Annotated in this window: 17 protein-coding genes; 5 read left to right on the top strand and 12 right to left on the bottom strand. The window is 58.0% G+C overall.

Going from position 1 to position 17,195, the window contains the following annotated elements:
• Position 1: 1 nt before the first annotated feature.
• The 4 genes from edd to Q1B46_RS01305 form a co-directional block, all read right to left on the bottom strand.
• Positions 2 to 1,807: a phosphogluconate dehydratase gene (gene edd, locus Q1B46_RS01320; protein WP_299943865.1), complete on the bottom strand. Its 1,806-nt coding sequence runs from the start codon at positions 1,805 to 1,807 to the stop codon at positions 2 to 4.
• 2 nt (positions 1,808 to 1,809) lie between these two features.
• Positions 1,810 to 3,255: a glucose-6-phosphate dehydrogenase gene (zwf, locus tag Q1B46_RS01315; RefSeq protein WP_299943863.1), complete on the bottom strand. Its 1,446-nt coding sequence runs from the start codon at positions 3,253 to 3,255 to the stop codon at positions 1,810 to 1,812.
• A 150-nt stretch (positions 3,256 to 3,405) separates the two neighbouring features.
• Complete coding sequence (ptsP, locus tag Q1B46_RS01310; protein ID WP_299943860.1) at positions 3,406 to 5,649, bottom strand: phosphoenolpyruvate--protein phosphotransferase; 2,244 nt, start codon at positions 5,647 to 5,649, stop codon at positions 3,406 to 3,408.
• 45 nt (positions 5,650 to 5,694) lie between these two features.
• Positions 5,695 to 6,933 (bottom strand): aspartate kinase, encoded by a 1,239-nt coding sequence (locus Q1B46_RS01305; protein ID WP_299943857.1) that lies wholly within the window; start codon positions 6,931 to 6,933, stop codon positions 5,695 to 5,697.
• A gap of 155 nt (positions 6,934 to 7,088) precedes the next feature.
• Here Q1B46_RS01305 and Q1B46_RS01300 point away from each other — a divergent pair, with 155 nt between their 5' ends.
• Positions 7,089 to 7,442, top strand: a complete 354-nt coding sequence (locus tag Q1B46_RS01300) for a hypothetical protein (RefSeq protein WP_299943854.1) — start codon at positions 7,089 to 7,091, stop codon at positions 7,440 to 7,442.
• Here the strand turns inward: Q1B46_RS01300 and Q1B46_RS01295 are convergent.
• From Q1B46_RS01295 to Q1B46_RS01275, 5 genes are all read right to left on the bottom strand, one after another.
• Positions 7,439 to 8,077, bottom strand: a complete 639-nt coding sequence (locus Q1B46_RS01295) for an SDR family NAD(P)-dependent oxidoreductase (protein WP_299943851.1) — start codon at positions 8,075 to 8,077, stop codon at positions 7,439 to 7,441. The genes Q1B46_RS01300 and Q1B46_RS01295 overlap by 4 nt on opposite strands.
• A 3-nt stretch (positions 8,078 to 8,080) precedes the next feature.
• Positions 8,081 to 8,536 carry a DUF1178 family protein gene (locus tag Q1B46_RS01290; protein ID WP_299943847.1) on the bottom strand — a complete coding sequence of 152 codons (456 nt, stop codon included), beginning with the start codon at positions 8,534 to 8,536 and terminating at the stop codon, positions 8,081 to 8,083.
• 71 nt (positions 8,537 to 8,607) lie between these two features.
• A complete protein-coding gene (locus Q1B46_RS01285) occupies positions 8,608 to 9,093 on the bottom strand; it encodes an NUDIX hydrolase (RefSeq protein WP_299943844.1) in 486 nt (161 codons plus the stop codon).
• Positions 9,094 to 9,189: 96 nt separating this feature from the next.
• Complete coding sequence (locus Q1B46_RS01280) at positions 9,190 to 9,939, bottom strand: EcsC family protein (RefSeq protein ID WP_299943841.1); 750 nt, start codon at positions 9,937 to 9,939, stop codon at positions 9,190 to 9,192.
• A 53-nt stretch (positions 9,940 to 9,992) separates the two neighbouring features.
• Entirely contained in the window at positions 9,993 to 10,487 is a 495-nt protein-coding gene (locus tag Q1B46_RS01275) for an N-acetyltransferase (RefSeq protein WP_299943838.1), read from the bottom strand.
• 71 nt (positions 10,488 to 10,558) lie between these two features.
• Between Q1B46_RS01275 and Q1B46_RS01270 the strand changes: the two genes are divergently transcribed.
• Positions 10,559 to 11,164 carry a flavin reductase family protein gene (locus Q1B46_RS01270; RefSeq protein WP_299943835.1) on the top strand — a complete coding sequence of 202 codons (606 nt, stop codon included), beginning with the start codon at positions 10,559 to 10,561 and terminating at the stop codon, positions 11,162 to 11,164.
• Between the two features lie 138 nt (positions 11,165 to 11,302).
• Here the strand turns inward: Q1B46_RS01270 and Q1B46_RS01265 are convergent, their stop codons facing one another.
• Positions 11,303 to 12,937: a SulP family inorganic anion transporter gene (locus Q1B46_RS01265; RefSeq protein ID WP_299943832.1), complete on the bottom strand. Its 1,635-nt coding sequence runs from the start codon at positions 12,935 to 12,937 to the stop codon at positions 11,303 to 11,305.
• A 204-nt stretch (positions 12,938 to 13,141) separates the two neighbouring features.
• Here Q1B46_RS01265 and Q1B46_RS01260 point away from each other — a divergent pair, with 204 nt between their 5' ends.
• The gene (locus Q1B46_RS01260) at positions 13,142 to 14,014 is read left to right on the top strand and encodes an S-methyl-5'-thioadenosine phosphorylase (protein ID WP_299943829.1); all 873 of its coding nucleotides are present in this window, start codon (positions 13,142 to 13,144) and stop codon (positions 14,012 to 14,014) included.
• 8 nt (positions 14,015 to 14,022) lie between these two features.
• On the opposite strand, the gene Q1B46_RS01255 is transcribed toward Q1B46_RS01260, so the two are convergent.
• A complete protein-coding gene (locus Q1B46_RS01255; protein WP_299943826.1) occupies positions 14,023 to 14,874 on the bottom strand; it encodes an alpha/beta fold hydrolase in 852 nt (283 codons plus the stop codon).
• Positions 14,875 to 15,097: 223 nt separating this feature from the next.
• Here Q1B46_RS01255 and Q1B46_RS01250 point away from each other — a divergent pair, with 223 nt between their 5' ends.
• Together Q1B46_RS01250 and Q1B46_RS01245 are read left to right on the top strand one after the other, a co-directional pair.
• The gene (locus Q1B46_RS01250; protein ID WP_299943823.1) at positions 15,098 to 16,114 is read left to right on the top strand and encodes a DUF418 domain-containing protein; all 1,017 of its coding nucleotides are present in this window, start codon (positions 15,098 to 15,100) and stop codon (positions 16,112 to 16,114) included.
• A gap of 52 nt (positions 16,115 to 16,166) precedes the next feature.
• On the top strand, positions 16,167 to 16,796 hold the full coding sequence (locus Q1B46_RS01245; RefSeq protein WP_299943820.1) for a LysE family translocator: 630 nt from the start codon (positions 16,167 to 16,169) through the stop codon (positions 16,794 to 16,796).
• 1 nt (position 16,797) lies between these two features.
• On the opposite strand, the gene Q1B46_RS01240 is transcribed toward Q1B46_RS01245, so the two are convergent.
• Positions 16,798 to 17,154 carry a hypothetical protein gene (locus Q1B46_RS01240; protein WP_299943816.1) on the bottom strand — a complete coding sequence of 119 codons (357 nt, stop codon included), beginning with the start codon at positions 17,152 to 17,154 and terminating at the stop codon, positions 16,798 to 16,800.
• Between the last annotated feature and the right edge of the window lie 41 nt (positions 17,155 to 17,195).

The raw sequence follows: 17,195 nt of genomic DNA, 5'->3' as shown, positions 1-17,195 counted from the left end.
ATTACACTCCGAATATGCTGGCGCCTGTGTCGGCCGAGCCGACATTTTGGCGGAATGCGCCAAAGAGGTCTCGGCCAACGCCGTGTTGGTTTGCCGTGAGATCGGCGATGGCTGGGGCGCGGTCAAGAACGCCCGGGGTCAGGATTTCCAATTCGCCTTTGACCGCATCAACCCGCAAGAGGTCACCATCCTGCAAATAGGCGATTGCCCCCCTATCGAGCGCTTCGGGGCAAACATGGATGGCAGCGGGCACTTTGCCGGACGCACCAGACATGCGGCCATCGGTAACCAGCGCCACTTTCTGACCCCTGCCCTGCAGGATCGACAGGAGCGGCGTCAGTGAGTGCAGCTCGGGCATCCCATTGGCCTTGGGGCCTTGGAAGCGGACGACGACGATGACGTCTTCGGTGAACTCTCCGGCTTTGAACGCAGCTTTCACGTCGTCTTGATCGTGAAACACACGTACAGGTGCTTCGACCACTTGGTGTTCTGGCGCGACGGCAGAGACTTTCATGACACCGGTGCCCAGATTGCCGGTCAGGCGCGAAAGACCACCGGTGGGTTGGAACGGGTCGCTGGCGGGGCGTACGATCTTTTCGTTTAGGCTGTGACCGGCGCCCTCTTCCCAGATCAACTCGCCGCCCTTCAGTTTGGGCTCCTTGGTGTAGTTGTGCAGACCTTGCCCCGCGACGGTTAAGGTGTCCGGGTGCAGCAACCCTTCTTCAAGCAGCGTGCCGATGGCAAAGCCCAAGCCACCCGCGGCGTGGAAATGGTTCACATCCGCCAAACCGTTTGGATAAACCCGCGCGACCAATGGCACCACGGCGGAGATATCCGAAAAATCCTGCCAATCCAGCACGATACCACCCGCGCGCGCCATGGCGATCAGATGGATCAATAAGTTGGTGGAACCGCCCGTTGCCATTAAACCAACGATGCCATTCACAAAGGCGCGTTCGTCGAGGACCTGACAAACCGGCGTGTAACTGTTGCCCAACGCACTCAGGGACAAGGCGCGGCGCGCGCCTTCCTCGGTCAATGCATCACGCAAGGGCGTGTTCGGGTTGATGAAACTGGAGCCCGGAAGATGCAGACCCATGAACTCCATCAGCATCTGGTTGGTGTTGGCGGTCCCGTAAAAGGTGCAGGTACCGGGGCCGTGATAGGCGGCCATTTCAGCTTTCATAAGCTCTTCGCGACCGACTTCTCCGGCGGCAAATTTCTGACGGATCTTCGCCTTTTCGTCGTTTGGCAGGCCACTGGTCATTGGGCCCGCGGGCAGGAACACAGCAGGCAAATGGCCGAATGCCTGAGCGCCGATGATCAGACCGGGCACGATCTTGTCACAAACACCCAGGAACACGGCGGCATCATAAGTGTTGTGGCTGAGCGCCACGCCAGTCGCCAATGCAATCACATCGCGCGAGAACAGAGACAATTCCATCCCCGCCTCGCCCTGTGTCACGCCATCACACATGGCAGGCACGCCGCCCGCGACCTGCGCAGTTCCACCTGCCGCGCGGATCGCGTCGCGGATCAGCGCGGGATAGCGCTCGAACGGCTGGTGGGCGGAAAGCATGTCATTATAGGCGGTGACGATGCCCAGATTTCCTGCCGTGCCTGTGGCCATCGATCCCTGATCCTCACCCGCGCCGGCATAGGCATGAGCCTGACCGCTGCAGGACAGATGCGCACGTGCCGGACCTTTGGATTTGGCTTGTTCCATACGCTCCAAGTGCGGACCGCGCAGATCAGCACTGCGATCAATGATGCGTTTGGTGACGTCGGATATTACTGTATTGACCATGATTATCCTCCGATCTGACGCCAGCGGCGTCCATCGCGATGCATCAGCATCAATGCTTCCTCTGGTCCCGAGCTGCCCTGATCGTATTTCGCAGGCTTGTCGCCACGCTCTTCCCAGCCGTGAATGATGGGATCGACCCAAGCCCAGGCGGCCTCGGCCTCATCACCGCGCATGAACAGGGTCTGATCGCCACGGATCACATCCATGATCAGACGTTCGTAGGCGTCCGGGGATTGCCCGTCGTCGCCTAGTGCGTCAGCAAAACTCATATCCAGTGCGACATCGGACAGTCGGAAACCGCCCTGTCCCGGTTCCTTGATCGTCGTACGCAGGGTGATGCCTTCGTCCGGCTGCAGACGGATCACCAGTACATTGCCGTGCAGAGGGCCAACATTCGGGAAAATCGTGTGCGGTGGGTCGCGGAAGAACACGGCAATCTCGGATTCGCGTGCGCGCAGGCGCTTTCCGGTGCGCAGGTAGAACGGCACGCCAGCCCAGCGCCAGTTGCCGATATGAGCCTTGAGGGCAATAAAGCTTTCAGTGCGGCTGGCGGGGTTACCCACATGATCGAGATAGCCGTCCCCGCCATTCTCGGTACGATACTGACCTCGGGCGATATCCTTGGGTCCCACCGGTTCCAGCGCTTCAATCACCTTGACCTTTTCATCGCGCACCGCGTTTGGCGCGAATTTCGAGGGCGGCTCCATCGCGGTCAGACACAGCAATTGCACGAGATGGTTCTGGATCATGTCCCGCATCGCACCGGATTGATCGTAATAGGCGCCGCGCCCCTCGACACCCACGGTCTCGGCAACCGTGATCTGAACATGGTCGACATGGGTGGCATTCCAAAGCGGTTCGAACAGCGAATTGGCGAAGCGCAAGGCCATCAGGTTCTGCACGGTTTCCTTGCCGAGATAATGATCGATCCGGTAGATTTGATGCTCGTCAAAACAGGCGCGCAGTCCTTCATTCAATGCCTTGGCCGAGGTCAGATCATGTCCAAACGGTTTTTCCACCACGATACGGCTGTCGGGCGTGGCCAGGCCATGATCGTTCAGCCGTTTCGCGATCCCGGAAAACAGGCTCGGCCCGACAGAAAGATAAAAAGCGCGCACGACATCAGCGCGCAGCGCTTTGACCAGATCGGGCCAACCCGCATCACCCAGTGCATCCACCGGGACATATTCAACGCGCGACAGGAAACGATCCAGAGTGCCCTTATCATACTTCGGAGCAAATTCATCCATCGACGCGCGCAGCTGCTTGCGGAACCCTTCGCTGTTCATATCCGAGCGCGCAGTGCCGATGATACGCGCATTTTCGGGCATCTGCCCGACCTCGAACCGGTGATACAGCCCCGGCAGGATCTTGCGCTGCGCCAAATCTCCCGTCGCGCCGAACAGCACGAGGTCAAAAGGTTCTACCGGAATTACGCGTGAAACCATGGCCAGCTTCCTTTCGAGGTCCCCGCCAAGACATACAGGGCTTGAGGTGTCGATGCCTTGCAACTAATGTTATCGCTAACATTCTCCGGCTGGATACGGAACCCGGACATAAAAATCAAGCCCGGAATCGCCTTTTCGCTGACAGAGGCATCAGGATTGCGACCGCAACCAGTCCATCACTGCTGGACGCACGGATTGTTCACCACGGTGCCGGGCATCCGCGATGATCTTGCGCACGTCCTGCAGGTTCGACCGCAACAAAAGGCTTTTGACCGGCCCGATTGAGGCCGGACGCATCGACAAAGTGCGGATACCCATTGCAGCGAGGCACAACGCCTCGACCGGGCGACCAGCATCTTCGCCACAAAAGCTGAGCGGGGCGTCCGAAATCGCGCATCGTTCCACGATACGCTCAATGAATGTGAGAAAGCTGACATTCAGCGTGTCATAGCGACGGCGCACCAGTTCATTTTCACGGTCAGCGGCAAAGAAGAACTGTTTCAGATCATTGCCCCCGATCGAGATAAAACCAACCTCGTCAAAGAACTTTTGCGGCGCAAAAGCCAGTGACGGCGTTTCGAGCATCGCACCAACCTCAAGCGATTCTGGCAGGACGTGACCCAGACGCCGTTCCCGTTCGATTGTTTTCTTGACCTCCCACCTCGCCTCGCGGAATTCGTCCGCCTGCGCGACAAAGGGGAACATAACGGTCAACGGACGTCCATCGGCGGCACGGATCAACGCCTGCAACTGCATCCGCATAACGCCGCGTTTGTCCAGACCAACGCGGATCGCCCGCCAACCCAGTGCAGGGTTCGGTTCATCCACATGTTTCATGTAGGGCAGAACCTTGTCCGACCCGATATCCAGCGTGCGGAATACAACGCGCTTGTCGCCCGCTGCATCCAGAACCCGCTTATATTGCGTTACAAGTTCTGATCGTTTCGGCATCTTGTTTCGGATCAGAAATTGCAGCTCGGTCCGGAAAAGACCCACACCTTCGGCACCCGAATTGTTCAGCGATGGTAGATCGGCCATAAGGCCCGCGTTCATCACCATATTGATACGCGCGCCATCTTTGGTCACCGTTGGCGTTTCACGGATCGAGGCATACCGTTCCTGCGCCTTGGCCTCCATTGCGACTTTATCACGAAACGCGCTGACAACTGTATCCTCAGGGCGCAGATGCACGACCCCGTTGTCGCCATCGACCAGAATGTGGTCACCGTTCAGCGCCTCGGTCGTGATCCGGCCGACATGCACCACCAACGGGATCGCCAAAGCGCGCGCTACGATGGTGGCATGACTGCCGACCGAGCCCTCTTCCAGCACGACGCCTTTGAGCGAGCGGCCATAATCCAACAGATCGCCCGGTCCGATATTACGGGCGATCAGGATCGGATCAGGCGGCAGATCAGCCCCGTTGCCATTGCCCTGCCCAGTCAAAATCCGCAGCAACCGGTTGCTCAGGTCATCGAGATCGGCCAGCCGTTCGCGCAAGTATGGGTCGGTGACCTGTCCCATGCGCGCACGCGCCTGCGACTGTTCTTTTTCGACTGCAGCCTCAGCACTGAGGCCCAACGCGATGTCCTCCTCCATCCGGCGCATCCAACCCTTGGAGTTGGCGAACATCCGGTAGGCTTCCAATACCTGAAGCTGTTCTTTGTCACCGCCCTGCGAAATTTCGAGCATCTTGTCGACACCGACGCGCAGTTCCTCGACGGCTTCGTTTAACCGCTCTCGTTCGCGATGCGGGTCTTCAGCGATCGGGTTGGTGACAACGACGCGGGGTTCATGAAGCCAGACATGGCCTTCGGCAGACCCTTCCTGCGCCGGGCCACCACGCAGCAGCAGCGACTGCTGGTGCAGGGGCGACAAAGCCGCGCCTTCGCCCACGAACGCACCGAGTTCAGCCATTTCGGCCAGAACCATGGCAACAACTTCCAGCGCGTAAACCTCATCTGCCGAAAACTCGCGCGCTTCCCGAGACTGCACGACCAGCACGCCCAGTTTCTGACCCAAGCGCTGCACCGGCACGCCCAAAAAGGACGAATACCGTTCTTCGCCGGTTTCCGGCATGTATCGAAAACCCTTGGCCGAGGGCGCATCGGCGGTATTGACCACCTTGCCATACTTGGCCACGCGTCCAACCAATCCCTCGCCCATACGCATTCGGGTCTGGTGAACAGCTTCGGGTGACAGACCTTCAGTGGCGCAAAGCTCAAGCGTGTCTTCATCCCGGAACAGGTAGATCGAGCACACCTCGCGGTGAATGCTATCCGCAATCAGATGCGTAATCCGGTCAAGACGTTCCTGACCGGCGGCTTCGCTCGCCATTTCTTCGCGCAGCCGCCCCAGCAGCTTGCGGGATTCTGTTTCCGTGCCTTCCGCCATGGCCCACCCACGTTACGGTTTCAGACGGGACACGTGGCTGAATGCTCAGGCCGCCTTGTCCAGCTCAAAGGCATCATGCAGTGCCTGAACCGCAAGTTCCATGTATTTCCTGTCGATCAGGACGGAAATTTTTATCTCAGAGGTTGTAATGACCTTGATGTTGATCCCCTCATCCGAGAGAATCTTAAACATCTTGGCCGCGACACCGGATTGCGAGCGCATACCGATGCCCACAACTGACACCTTGCAGACGTCTTCGTCGGCAACCAGTTCGGCATAGTTCAGCTCACCCTGTTCCTTGATCGCCAACAGTGCCTTTTCGGCGCGGGAAACCTGATTGGTGGGGCACGAGAAGGTCATATCCGTCCGACCTTCGTCCGAGATGTTCTGGACGATCATGTCGACATTGACGCCTTCTTCGCTGAGTGCGGTAAAGATGATTGAGGCGATACCCGGGCGGTCGGCCACGGAAACGACGGTCATCTTGGCTTCGTCGCGGGAATAGGCCACACCGGCCACAACATTGGATTCCATGATATCCTCCTCATGGCAGACCAGAGTACCGGCCTCGTCGGATTGTTCCTCAAAACTTGAGAGAACGCGCAGTTTCACCTTATAGCGCATCGCCAGTTCGACCGAACGGGTTTGCAGTACTTTGGCCCCAAGCGAGGCCAGTTCGAGCATCTCCTCGAACGAAATACGATCCAGTTTGCGCGCTTTCTCGCAGATGCGCGGGTCAGTAGTATAGACACCATCCACATCCGTGTAGATATCGCAGCGCTCGGCCTCGAACGCGGCGGCGAAGGCCACCGCCGTAGTGTCCGACCCCCCCCGACCCAGTGTGGTGATGCGCCCTTCGGGGCTGATGCCCTGAAAGCCTGCAACGACCGCAACGCGCATTCCTTCGCCGAATTTCTGATTGATGTTCTCGGGCGGGATCTCTTCGATCCGTGCCGCGGAATGGGCACCGTTCGTGATCAGAGGCACCTGCCAGCCCTGCCAACTGCGGGCGGGGACATCCATTTCCTGCAGGGTTAGCGCCATCAGACCGGCAGTGACGTTTTCACCCGAGGACACAACCGCATCATATTCGCGGGCATCGTACAGCGGTGAGGTTTCGTCGACCCACCCTACCAACTCGTTGGTCTTGCCCGACATGGCCGAAACGATGACAATAACATCATAGCCCTTGGCAACTTCGACTCCGACCCGTTTGGCAGCGCGGCGGATGCGGTCCAGATTGGCGACCGATGTGCCGCCGAATTTCATCACGAGTACGGGCATGAGGCCAAAGTCTCCGCGCCTTGAATTTCTGATCCCGTGCGTCTTATGCGAGGGGTCGCGTAAGGGCAAGTGGGCAAAGCCCCGGATGCGGTGCTTTACATTGGGATCGCGTGATGTAAGCGTGGATGCAATATTTTTTCCCCACGAGGATTTCCATGCTCCGCCTTGCCACCGCCCTGACACTGATTTCAACCGCCGCCAGCGCACAGGTCGCCACCCTGTCGGGCACCGATGGGCAGAACGCGCTGGGCACTGTTCCTTGCGCCGCCCTTTCAGGTGAACCGATGTCCAGTTGTCCCGCTGAATTGCGGAAAAAAGAGGATGGGACGGCAACCCTTGCGGTGCAATTGAATACGGGAGAGGTTCGGCGGATTTATTTCACGAATGGCGTGCCGGATTCCAGCAGCTCGACCTCGAAACTGACTTATGAAACTCCGGGCGATTTAATGGTGATTTTCATCGAGCCTGGTGAAGTCTATGAAATTCCCAAAGCAGCGCTTAACAATTAGTAGTCGTGCGCGCGACCGTCCCAAGTTTCGAAACACCCAGTTGTGTCCAGTGACAACGCCGCGAACCGGTCGGTCAGGCCCGCTACAGCCTGATCTACGGTGATGTCTGCCGCAGCTCCGCCCATGTCGGTCTGAACCCAACCGGGGTGATAGATGCCTACGGCAATACCATCGCCGCGCAAATCGGCGGCCAAGTTGCGCCCCAGGTTCAACGCTGCGGCCTTAGATGCGCGATAGATATAGCTGCCCCCCGGTGCCCGGGTGTGCGAGGCCATCTGAGACGACACGATCGCGATTTTACCTTCTGCTTTACGCAGATTGGGTAACAGGGCTTGGATTGTCAGGAAAACGCCGGTCACATTGGCTGCAAAGGTTTGTTCCCACATCTCTGCAGGGTAACCGCTGATGTCATGCCCTTTGTCCAGATAGACACCCGCGTTACAGATCAGAAGATCAACTGGGCGTCCTTGCAACTGTTCGGACATGGCCCTGTGCTGCGCCGGATCAGACACGTCCAGTAGGACCTCGCCACTTCCGTTGCGCGCGGTGCCGGTCACTGCATGACCCGCACTACGGTATTGATCTGCAAGAGTTTTCCCGAGGCCGCGATTGGCACCTGTGATCACGATATGCATGGGTCAGTTGGTTTTTCGCGAAGGAACAAAAGGCAATGGAGCCACCGGAACACCGTCTTCGACTAGCGCGCGCGCATCCTCGGGTTTGGCTTCGCCATAGATGGCACGTTCGGGTGCGTCCCCCAAGTGTATCTTGCGGGCTTCCTGCGCAAAATCCTGCCCCACATAGTCGGAGTTCTCTTCAACCGTGCGTCGCAATTCGGACAGAACCTTTTCGATTTCAGCTGAGGGCGTAGACATGTTGATTTGATCCGGCTCAGGACTGGCAGGGGCCTGTTCGGCCACCGTAGCGCGCGCAGGTCGAACCCGAGGCGTCATGATCGCCTTTTCCACCTTGTCACAACCACACACCGCGCAGGTTACCATCCTGGCCACCGACAATTTGTCAAAAGCGGCTGCGGACTGAAACCAGCTATCAAAACTGTGGTCGTTGCTACATTTCAATGCGTATTGAATCATCACGCGTCCCGATTCCGGTTGACGAATAGATACCGAGCAACTTGGCAATATCAAGACTTGATCTTGTCCAACTACTGCGACAAATGCCCGAATCCACGCAAGAGTATTGCCAGTTCGGGCGATGCTACCCTCTGCGCCGCTTTTTTGGGCGAAAACCACTTGCGCTTACGCTCCCCGGCCTCAGGGAAATGAGCCGTCAGTCGCTGCACGTGCAGCGGGAATACATCCACCAGGCACAATGCGGATGCCTTGTTGGGCCGGTTTTTGACATAGGCGAAGCGACCAAGGCTCTCGGTGCCGCAGATGCCAACAACGCCTGCCTCTTCCCAGGCCTCACGGGCAGCGGTTTGCGACGGGCTGATCCCGTTAATCAGCCATCCTTTGGGGATAATCCAGCGTCGCGCCCTGCGGGTCGTGATCAGCAATATCTGAGGCTGGCCTGCGTCCACACAATAGCACAAGGCCGCAGACTGGCTGTAGACCGGAAGCGCCCCGGAAAGCGAAAGGCTTTCAGTTGAAAGCCCATCTATTGTCGCACGACTGCGCCCGTCAAACACGGTCCATTCTCACTGCTCGCTCCGCTTATGTTGCGGTTTATGCAGTGAAAAATAGCACGGTCCGAGTCGCAAGCCAAGTTTTATCCACAGCCTTGATCAGACGGACATACGGCCGGACAGACGCTGAACCAGATCATCATGCGGGATATCGGCATCGATTGCCAAACGACGCAGCCCAAAATGGACATGAGCGATCTGCTGATAATAGCGGGTATAGATAAAATTCGTGCCCCCTCCGGCCAACGCTCCCAACAGAGGCACCGACTGCGCCGCCAGCTTCTGGCCCAGCACCACGGACAGGCGTGGTGCCACCATCGAAATCATGCGCTGCATTGCAGGCCCGGTCAGCGTCAGCCGCATCGAGAAGAACCCCAGATCGGCCCCATCATCTTTCTCCAGTGGCCCAGCGGCGGACAGCACCCGGATCGAATCAAATTTCACGTTTTCAGCCGTCGGATCAAACCCTTCCCGCGCCGCAGCCCCTTGAATCGCGCGCAGAATCATCGCCGTGCTGGCAGGCAACTCGACCAGAGCGGTCGATACCCCGCCCAGCCCTCCTGCAGCGCCCATCGCCGTGGCCAACGCCGTATTGATCCATGGTTTTTGGTCCGGCACAGCACGTCGAGACCCCTCAGCGGCGTGCATCGCAAGCCAAAGCGCCTGTTCGGTCGCCCCGGTCAGTCCAAGCCGCACCGGCTCGGGCAATTGATCCAGCAGAGACTCTGCCGACCCGCCCAGCTTGTTCAGTAGCGTGACGCCAGTGCCACCGGCAGAGCTATAAAGCCGCGCCAAGCGGTCTAGCTCGGCCTCGGGATCAAGTTTTTTGACAAGAACAACGTCCTGCATCTGTGCCCTCCTGTCTTGAAAACATCGGCACTTTGCAGCGGGATTTCAATGGGTCACCGGGTCCAGCGCGTGACAAACCCTTGTATTTCAGACCAAACCCCGGGCGTAAGCTCCAATCCAAGTACCCGGTCCGGGTTAGTAGGCGGCGGCATTTCGACACCTGCGATTCGCGTAAATCCAAACCGTGCATAATAGGGCGCATCGCCTACCAGCATGACGCGCTCCCATCCCTTGGCACGTCCGGCTTCGACACCCTGATGGATCAGATAACCGCCCAACCCTTCGCCCTGATGGGTCGGATGAACGGCCACAGGACCCAGCAGCAAAGCATCGTGTTCGCCTACATGAACGGGCCAAAACCGGATCGCACCTGCCAGAATGCCCTGCCCGTCGCGCGCAACCTGCGACAAGCCGGCGACGGATGGCACGTCATCGCGCAGACGATAAGAGGAAAGCGCCTCGCGCCCCGGCGCGAAGCAAAGGTCATAGAGCGCTTCGACCTCCCACCAGTCCTCGGGCTCTTCCGGCCTGATCTTGAATTGCTGCACGCGCGCCTCGTTTCCTTACTGGAAATCGCCCTAGCACTTCGCTACGCCTTGGGCAAACGCTTGGAGACCTCATGTTCTATCGCCCCGAAGACGGCCACGGCCTGCCCCACAACCCCTTCAACGCCATCATCACACCACGACCCATCGGCTGGATTTCAACCCGCGATGCGGAAGGGACCAATAATCTGGCCCCGTATTCCTTCTTCAACGGCGTCGCTTACACACCGCCCCAGGTGATGTTCGCCACAACCGGCTCAAAACACGATCAGAACGGCGGCAAGGACAGCATCGCCAATATCGAGGTCACAGGCGTGTTCTGCGTCAACGTCGTTGCATATGCTCATCGCGACTCGATGAATGCCAGCTCAGAAGGTCTGCCCAAACACATCGACGAGTTTGCCCATGCAGGCCTGACATCGCTTGAATGTGAAACGATCAACTGCTCGCGGGTCGCGGATGCCCCAGCTGCGCTTGAATGCAAACTGACGCAAATCGCGACGCTTCCAGGTGAAGCCAATCGTGTAGTGTTTGGAGAGGTCACAGGCGTACATCTGCAAGACGATCACATTCGTAACGGCAAGTTCGATGTGACCTCATTCAAACCACTCGCCCGGCTTGGCTATCGGGACTATTCGGTTGTGACGGAGTTGTTTTCTCTCAACCGTCCAGACGATTGAGGCGTTAAGCTCGGGGGCCGGCCCCCTCCATCCTGCGGGCGACTCCCCTCGGTAATCCTCACCAGATGAAGTCAGGGATCCTCACTTCATCTGGCTAAAAATACCTCGGAGCGCGAGGCAGAGCCTCGCAAAAAAGCTTTAGTGGCCACCCAGAATGCCGGTACGCACCGAGTAATCCACGGCCAATTCGTAATCTGGATCATCATCGCTATCGACCATCAGGTGGCCCGCCTTGTTCAGCAGTTTATGACAGTCGCGGCTGAGATGCCTCAGCATGACCCGCTTGCCTGCAGCCTCGTACTTGCCAGCGATGTTCTCGATGGCTTGCAGCGCGGATTGGTCCACCACGCGGCTGGCTGCAAAGTCGATAATGACAATCTCGGGGTCGTTTGGCACATCGAACAGTTCGATGAACCCTTCGGACGAGCCAAAAAACAACGGTCCCTGGATCTCGTAGACCTGTGCACCCTCTTCTGTTTCCGACTCGCGTTTGACGACGTGGATGCGCTTGGCGTTGTTCCAAGCGTAAGCCAGAGCCGACACGATCACACCAACGACAACCGCCACGGCAAGGTCTTCCATCACCGTCACGACAGTCACCAGTACGATAACAAATGCGTCCGTCAAAGGTACCTTGCGCAGGATATTCAGCGAATTCCATGCAAAGGTCCCGATCACCACCATGAACATCACGCCCACCAACGCCGCCAGTGGAATTTGTTCGATCATTGACGAGCCGACAAGGATGAAGAGCAGCAGGAACAGCGCCGCAGCGATGCCAGCGATGCGCGTGCGCCCGCCCGATTTCACATTGATCATCGACTGGCCAATCATCGCACAGCCGCCCATGCCACCGAAGAAGCCAGTGACGACGTTGGCGGTGCCCTGCGCAATGCACTCTTGCGAAGCGCCACCACGTTTGCCGGTGATCTCACCCACAAGGTTCAATGTCAGCAGAGATTCGATAAGGCCGATTGCCGCAAGGATCAGGGCATAAGGCAGGATGATCTCGAAGGTCTCCCAAGTAAGCGGTACCATGGGGATGTGGAAGCTGGGCAAACCACCCTCGATCGACGCCAGATCACCGACGCGCGGGACGTCCAGCCCGATGCCGATCACCAACGCAGCCACGACCACAATACCAGCCAAAGGCGCTGGGATGATGCGCGTGATGCGGGGCATAACCCAGATCACCGCCATGGTCAGCGCCACCAGACCCAGCATGGTGTAAAGCTGCATTCCCGAAAGCCATTCGCCACCGCTCATGCCGTGGCCGGTGTTTTCCATGGTGCCAGGAACCTTGAACTGCCCCATCTGAGCCAGAAAGATCACGATGGCCAGGCCATTCACAAAGCCCAGCATCACAGGGTGTGGCACAAGGCGGATGAACCGGCCCCAGTGCATTGCACCGGCAATGATCTGCATGATTCCCATCAAAACCACGGTTGCGAACAAGTATTCGACCCCATGCTGCGCGACCAATGCGACCATAACTACGGCCAGAGCGCCGGTTGCGCCCGAGATCATGCCCGGGCGACCACCGATCAGCGCCGTGATCAAACCAACCAGAAACGCCGCATACAATCCAACAAGCGGGTGTACCCCGGCAACAAATGCGAAGGCCACGGCCTCGGGCACCAGCGCCAAAGCGACGGTGAGGCCCGAAAGCAGTTCGATCCGCAAGCGAGTAAAGGTCAGGCCTTCGTCGGGCACCCAGCGCAGATCAGGTATGGCTAGGCGATTGGCAAAGCTTGCCAGCAAGGCTCGGGGCATTGGACGTCCTGTCGGTCAGATGTGTTCGCGCGAAAGGGGCCTTCTAGCCGTCAAACGGACCGATAGATACGGCGTTTACTGGGAACCAGATATGCGCCTGGCGCATGGCATACTTCAATAACACACAAACCGTTGAAGCCACTTGTCAAAAAGGACTGCGGCCCGCAGAACTCATTCAACAGTTATTTTCAGCGGAGAGCAATCGTGACCCAAACAAAAATTGCCGTCATCGGAGGATCGGGCATTTATGACATCGATGGTCTGGAAAATGCCGAGTGGGTCACCGTGGAAACGCCATGGGGCGACCCGTCGGATCAGATACTGACCGGGTCTTTGGGCGGTGTCGAGATGGCCTTCCTGCCGCGCCACGGACGCGGCCACGTGCATTCACCGACCGAGGTGCCCTATCGCGCCAATATTGATGCTTTGAAGCGTCTGGGGGTTACGGATGTGATCTCGGTCTCGGCTTGCGGATCGTTCCGCGAGCATATGGCACCGGGCGATTTCGTAATCGTGGATCAGTTTATCGACCGGACTTTCGCGCGGGAAAAAAGCTTTTTCGGCACCGGCTGCGTTGCCCATGTCAGTGTTGCCCATCCCACCTGCCCGCGTTTGTCCGACGCCTGTGAAACAGCCGGCAAGACCGCAGGGATCACCATCCACCGGGGCGGTACCTATCTGGCGATGGAGGGGCCTCAGTTTTCCTCACTGGCGGAATCCAAGATGTACCGGGAGCATTGGGGATGTGACGTGATCGGCATGACCAACATGCCCGAGGCGAAACTCGCCCGTGAGGCCGAGCTTTGCTATGCCTCGATTGCCATGGTCACCGACTATGACAGCTGGCACCCGGATCATGGCGAGGTCGACGTGACAGCCATAATCGCGACACTGACCGGTAATGCGGAAAAAGGACGGGCACTGGTCAAACGCCTGCCTGCGCTGCTGGGGCTCGAACGCGCGCCATGCCCGCATGGCTGCGACCGAGCACTGGAATATGCGATCCTGACCGCCCCCGAAAAGCGCGATCCGGCACTGCTGGCCAAGTTGGATGCAGTAGCCGGGCGGGTGCTATGACCTTATTTTTACGGCAAGTTCTTTTGCACCTCATCCCACAGGCCATGTGACCAAAGGTCGTTATGACCCCCACCCGGGATCACATATATCTGCGCAAGGTCTGACATCTCAGCCAGAGCCTGCCCATGGTGCAGTGGGATTGTCTCATCCTCGGTGCCATGAAATATCAGCGTCGGCACAGCGATCTGTTCGATCAGATCGCGCGTGGCAAACTGGTCCTTCATCAAGGCTGAGACTGGAAGAAACGGGTAGCGTTCTGCCGCGACATCGACAGTGGCCGTGAATGGGGCCTCTAGCACCAGCAGCATGGCGTCCGGGCGCTGATGGGCCACGGCTGCCGCGATCCCCGTGCCGAGGCTTTGGCCGTGCAGAATCACAGTTTTGCCTTCACCGGCCAGCCTGTCATAGAGTTGCACACCATCAGAGATCAGCGCCAGTTCCGAGGGTTCGCCTTCGCTACCCGGAAAGCCGCGATAGCTTGGTGCAAGCAAGCCGTACCCCGAATTGAGTACCTCGCGCAGCCGGTCGGCGCGGTCACCCAGATTGCCGCTTTGACCATGGAAAAACAACACTGTGGGCGCATCCGGGATTGCTGCGGGCGCAGCCCAAGCCGTCAGGGCTGTACCGTCGGCCATGTTCAGCGACAAAACCTCGACATCTGCCAGTCCAACGGTGGTCGGATCGGGCAACTCGCCGTCGGGTTTATAGAGCAGGGATTGCTGGTTAAGAAACATGTAACCGACGATGCCCGCATACGCGATCGTTCCGACCAGCAGTAGACCGACCAAGGCGCTTTTTAGGCGCTCGACACCAAAGTGGCCGGTGTCTGCCTCAGCATTTGCGTGTTGAGTTTGAACCATAGCCGCCTCCTTTTGTCGTATTTCAAGTGTGGCGAGTAATAAGGGCATTTCAAGATGCATGAGCCAAGCTTCATCCAATCTTAAAGCTGTTGCCGCAATGCCAGTTCGCGCAGCTATTGGGCCGAGTAACGGTTGAAATGCGCAGCCAGCCAGCCATGTTGACGCTGATTATAGTCGAAAAGGCAACTACTTACCCGTGCCGACTCCGCATACGAAAACCCAAGTGAAACGACTGGATGCACTGGACGCAGCCCGGTTTCTGGCCTTTTGCGGCATGGTTCTGGTTAACTTCCGCATCGCGGCCGAGGTCGCACCGGGCATGGATTGGGCATCAATGCTGATCGGCGCGCTCGAAGGGCGCGCGGCGGCTTTGTTTGTTGTCTTGGCGGGGATTGGCATCGGGTTGTCACGCATCTCAGCCAGTTTGCTGCTGCGCCGCGCTGCGTTTCTGTTTGTGATCGGCCTGATCAACATGACGGTGTTTGATGCCGACATTCTGCATTTCTATGCGCTGTATTTCGTAGTCGGGGCCTTTTTTCTGGCGGCATCGCAACGCGGGTTGTGGCTGGGGGCACTGGGGATAATGATCCTCGCGGTGATCGCCAATCTGTTTTTTGACTACGACCAAGGCTGGGATTGGGACACACTGGTGTATACCGACCTCTGGACTCTGCCCGGATTTCTGCGCAACGCGTTGTTTAACGGGTGGCATCCGGTGCTGCCCTGGGCCGCTTTCCTGCTGATCGGGATGGCGATTGGACGGTCCAAGCTTCATACATTGTGTATTCAGCACCGGTTGATCATGTGGGGGTTCGGCGCAGCGGTGCTGGCGCTGTTTCCGCAGATGATGACGTCGGACACAGAGCTGGTGGCTTATCTGGGGACAGAATCCATTCCGCCTGGACCGTTCTATGTTATGGCGGGGACGGGTACCGCCTGTATAGTGATTGGACTTCTGTTGAAACTCTGGCCCATGATCAAACGCACTGGTACCGCCGCGTTTCTGACCGCACCAGGGCGGCAGAGCCTGACGCTTTATATGGCGCATATCCTGATCGGGATGGGGGTGCTGGAAGAGCTTGGGCTGCTGGGCGGAACGCTAAGCGCGCCGCAGATTGCCCTTTATGCGCTGCTGTTTTGCAGCTTGTCCTCTGTGTTTTCGCTTCTTTGGGCCCGCAAATTTAAGCGCGGACCGCTAGAGGCGTTGATGCGCCGTGCGACCGAGTACACAAGGGCTTGACCTCGCCATCGCAGCGGGGCTTGGTGAGCGAAACGCACCGATAGGATGACCTATGTCTCTTGAACTCTGGCTGACCTTTGTAGCCGCATCAACCGCATTGTTACTGATCCCCGGCCCGACCGTTTTGCTGGTGCTCAGCTATGCGTTGTCTAAAGGGCGCAGCGTTGCCGTTGCCTCGGCTACTGGTGTTGCCGTAGGCGATCTGGTGGCGATGACCGCGTCGCTTTTGGGGCTAGGTGCGCTGGTTTTAGCCTCAGCCACCCTGTTCACAGTGCTGAAATGGGTGGGTGCCGCTTATCTGGTCTGGCTGGGCATCAAGTTGCTGCGCAGCGCACCCTCGACCGGGTTGCAGACGGTCGCGACCGGGCGTGATGTGACCGCCCAAAGTGTTTTTGGCCATGCCGCCGCAGTGACCGCATTGAACCCGAAATCCATCGCCTTTTTCATTGCATTCGTGCCGCAATTCCTGCGCCCGGCAGAGCCACTGGGCCCGCAATTTGCAATCCTGATCGCAACCTTCGTTGGCCTCGCCTGGCTCAACTCGTTGGCCTATGCGTTGCTGGCGGATAAGTTACGCCAGTTGATCGGGCGCACCAGCGTCATCACCGCCATGACCCGGTTCGGAGGTTTGACCCTGGTCGGTATGGGTGTCGCCACAGCAGTTCTGCGCCGCCCCACCTAATTTATTCTTCGGCGTTTTCTTTCATAAATCCCCGAATAAACCGGCGAATTTCACGTGCGGCGGATGTATCCAGTTCTTTGCACAATTCCACAAAAGCGTCGCGTTCATCTTTGTCGAGACGCAAAACCAACTGACTGTTTTTCTTGGTAGATTTCTTTACGTCTTTCTTAGACACGCGCCCTGACCCCACCTTGAATTTGAACTTCTTCGATATACTTTGTCTATACGTGGCATAGACTTTGTCGTTATCGGGCACAAAACAACAAAACCAGCGTAATAGCAATGAACCTTCATGCCGCACACGCACTTCTTCTGTGAGGCCCGCGCAATTGGCGTAAGCCGCATCTGTCTTGGTCACCAAATGCACTGTATCGTTACTAAGAGCTGCCGAACGCGATG

This window comes from uncultured Ruegeria sp. (assembly GCF_947500045.1).
Taxonomy (GTDB): domain Bacteria; phylum Pseudomonadota; class Alphaproteobacteria; order Rhodobacterales; family Rhodobacteraceae; genus Ruegeria.
The sequence above is the reverse complement of the archived record's forward strand: the minus strand, read 5'-3'. Positions and strand labels throughout refer to the sequence as shown.

Bases quoted from the DNA above. Each gene is read 5' to 3' on its own strand.
- Q1B46_RS01300 (WP_299943854.1), top strand. From the start codon at position 7,089: ATGCTCCGCCTTGCCACCGCCCTGACACTGATTTCAACCGCCGCCAGC.
- ptsP (WP_299943860.1), bottom strand. From the start codon at position 5,649: ATGGCGGAAGGCACGGAAACAGAATCCCGCAAGCTGCTGGGGCGGCTG.
- Q1B46_RS01255 (WP_299943826.1), bottom strand. From the start codon at position 14,874: ATGGTTCAAACTCAACACGCAAATGCTGAGGCAGACACCGGCCACTTT.
- Q1B46_RS01295 (WP_299943851.1), bottom strand. From the start codon at position 8,077: ATGCATATCGTGATCACAGGTGCCAATCGCGGCCTCGGGAAAACTCTT.
- Q1B46_RS01265 (WP_299943832.1), bottom strand. From the start codon at position 12,937: ATGCCCCGAGCCTTGCTGGCAAGCTTTGCCAATCGCCTAGCCATACCT.
- Q1B46_RS01280 (WP_299943841.1), bottom strand. From the start codon at position 9,939: ATGCAGGACGTTGTTCTTGTCAAAAAACTTGATCCCGAGGCCGAGCTA.
- Q1B46_RS01245 (WP_299943820.1), top strand. From the start codon at position 16,167: ATGTCTCTTGAACTCTGGCTGACCTTTGTAGCCGCATCAACCGCATTG.
- Q1B46_RS01305 (WP_299943857.1), bottom strand. From the start codon at position 6,933: ATGCCCGTACTCGTGATGAAATTCGGCGGCACATCGGTCGCCAATCTG.
- zwf (WP_299943863.1), bottom strand. From the start codon at position 3,255: ATGGTTTCACGCGTAATTCCGGTAGAACCTTTTGACCTCGTGCTGTTC.
- Q1B46_RS01270 (WP_299943835.1), top strand. From the start codon at position 10,559: ATGTTCTATCGCCCCGAAGACGGCCACGGCCTGCCCCACAACCCCTTC.
- Q1B46_RS01290 (WP_299943847.1), bottom strand. From the start codon at position 8,536: ATGATTCAATACGCATTGAAATGTAGCAACGACCACAGTTTTGATAGC.
- edd (WP_299943865.1), bottom strand. From the start codon at position 1,807: ATGGTCAATACAGTAATATCCGACGTCACCAAACGCATCATTGATCGC.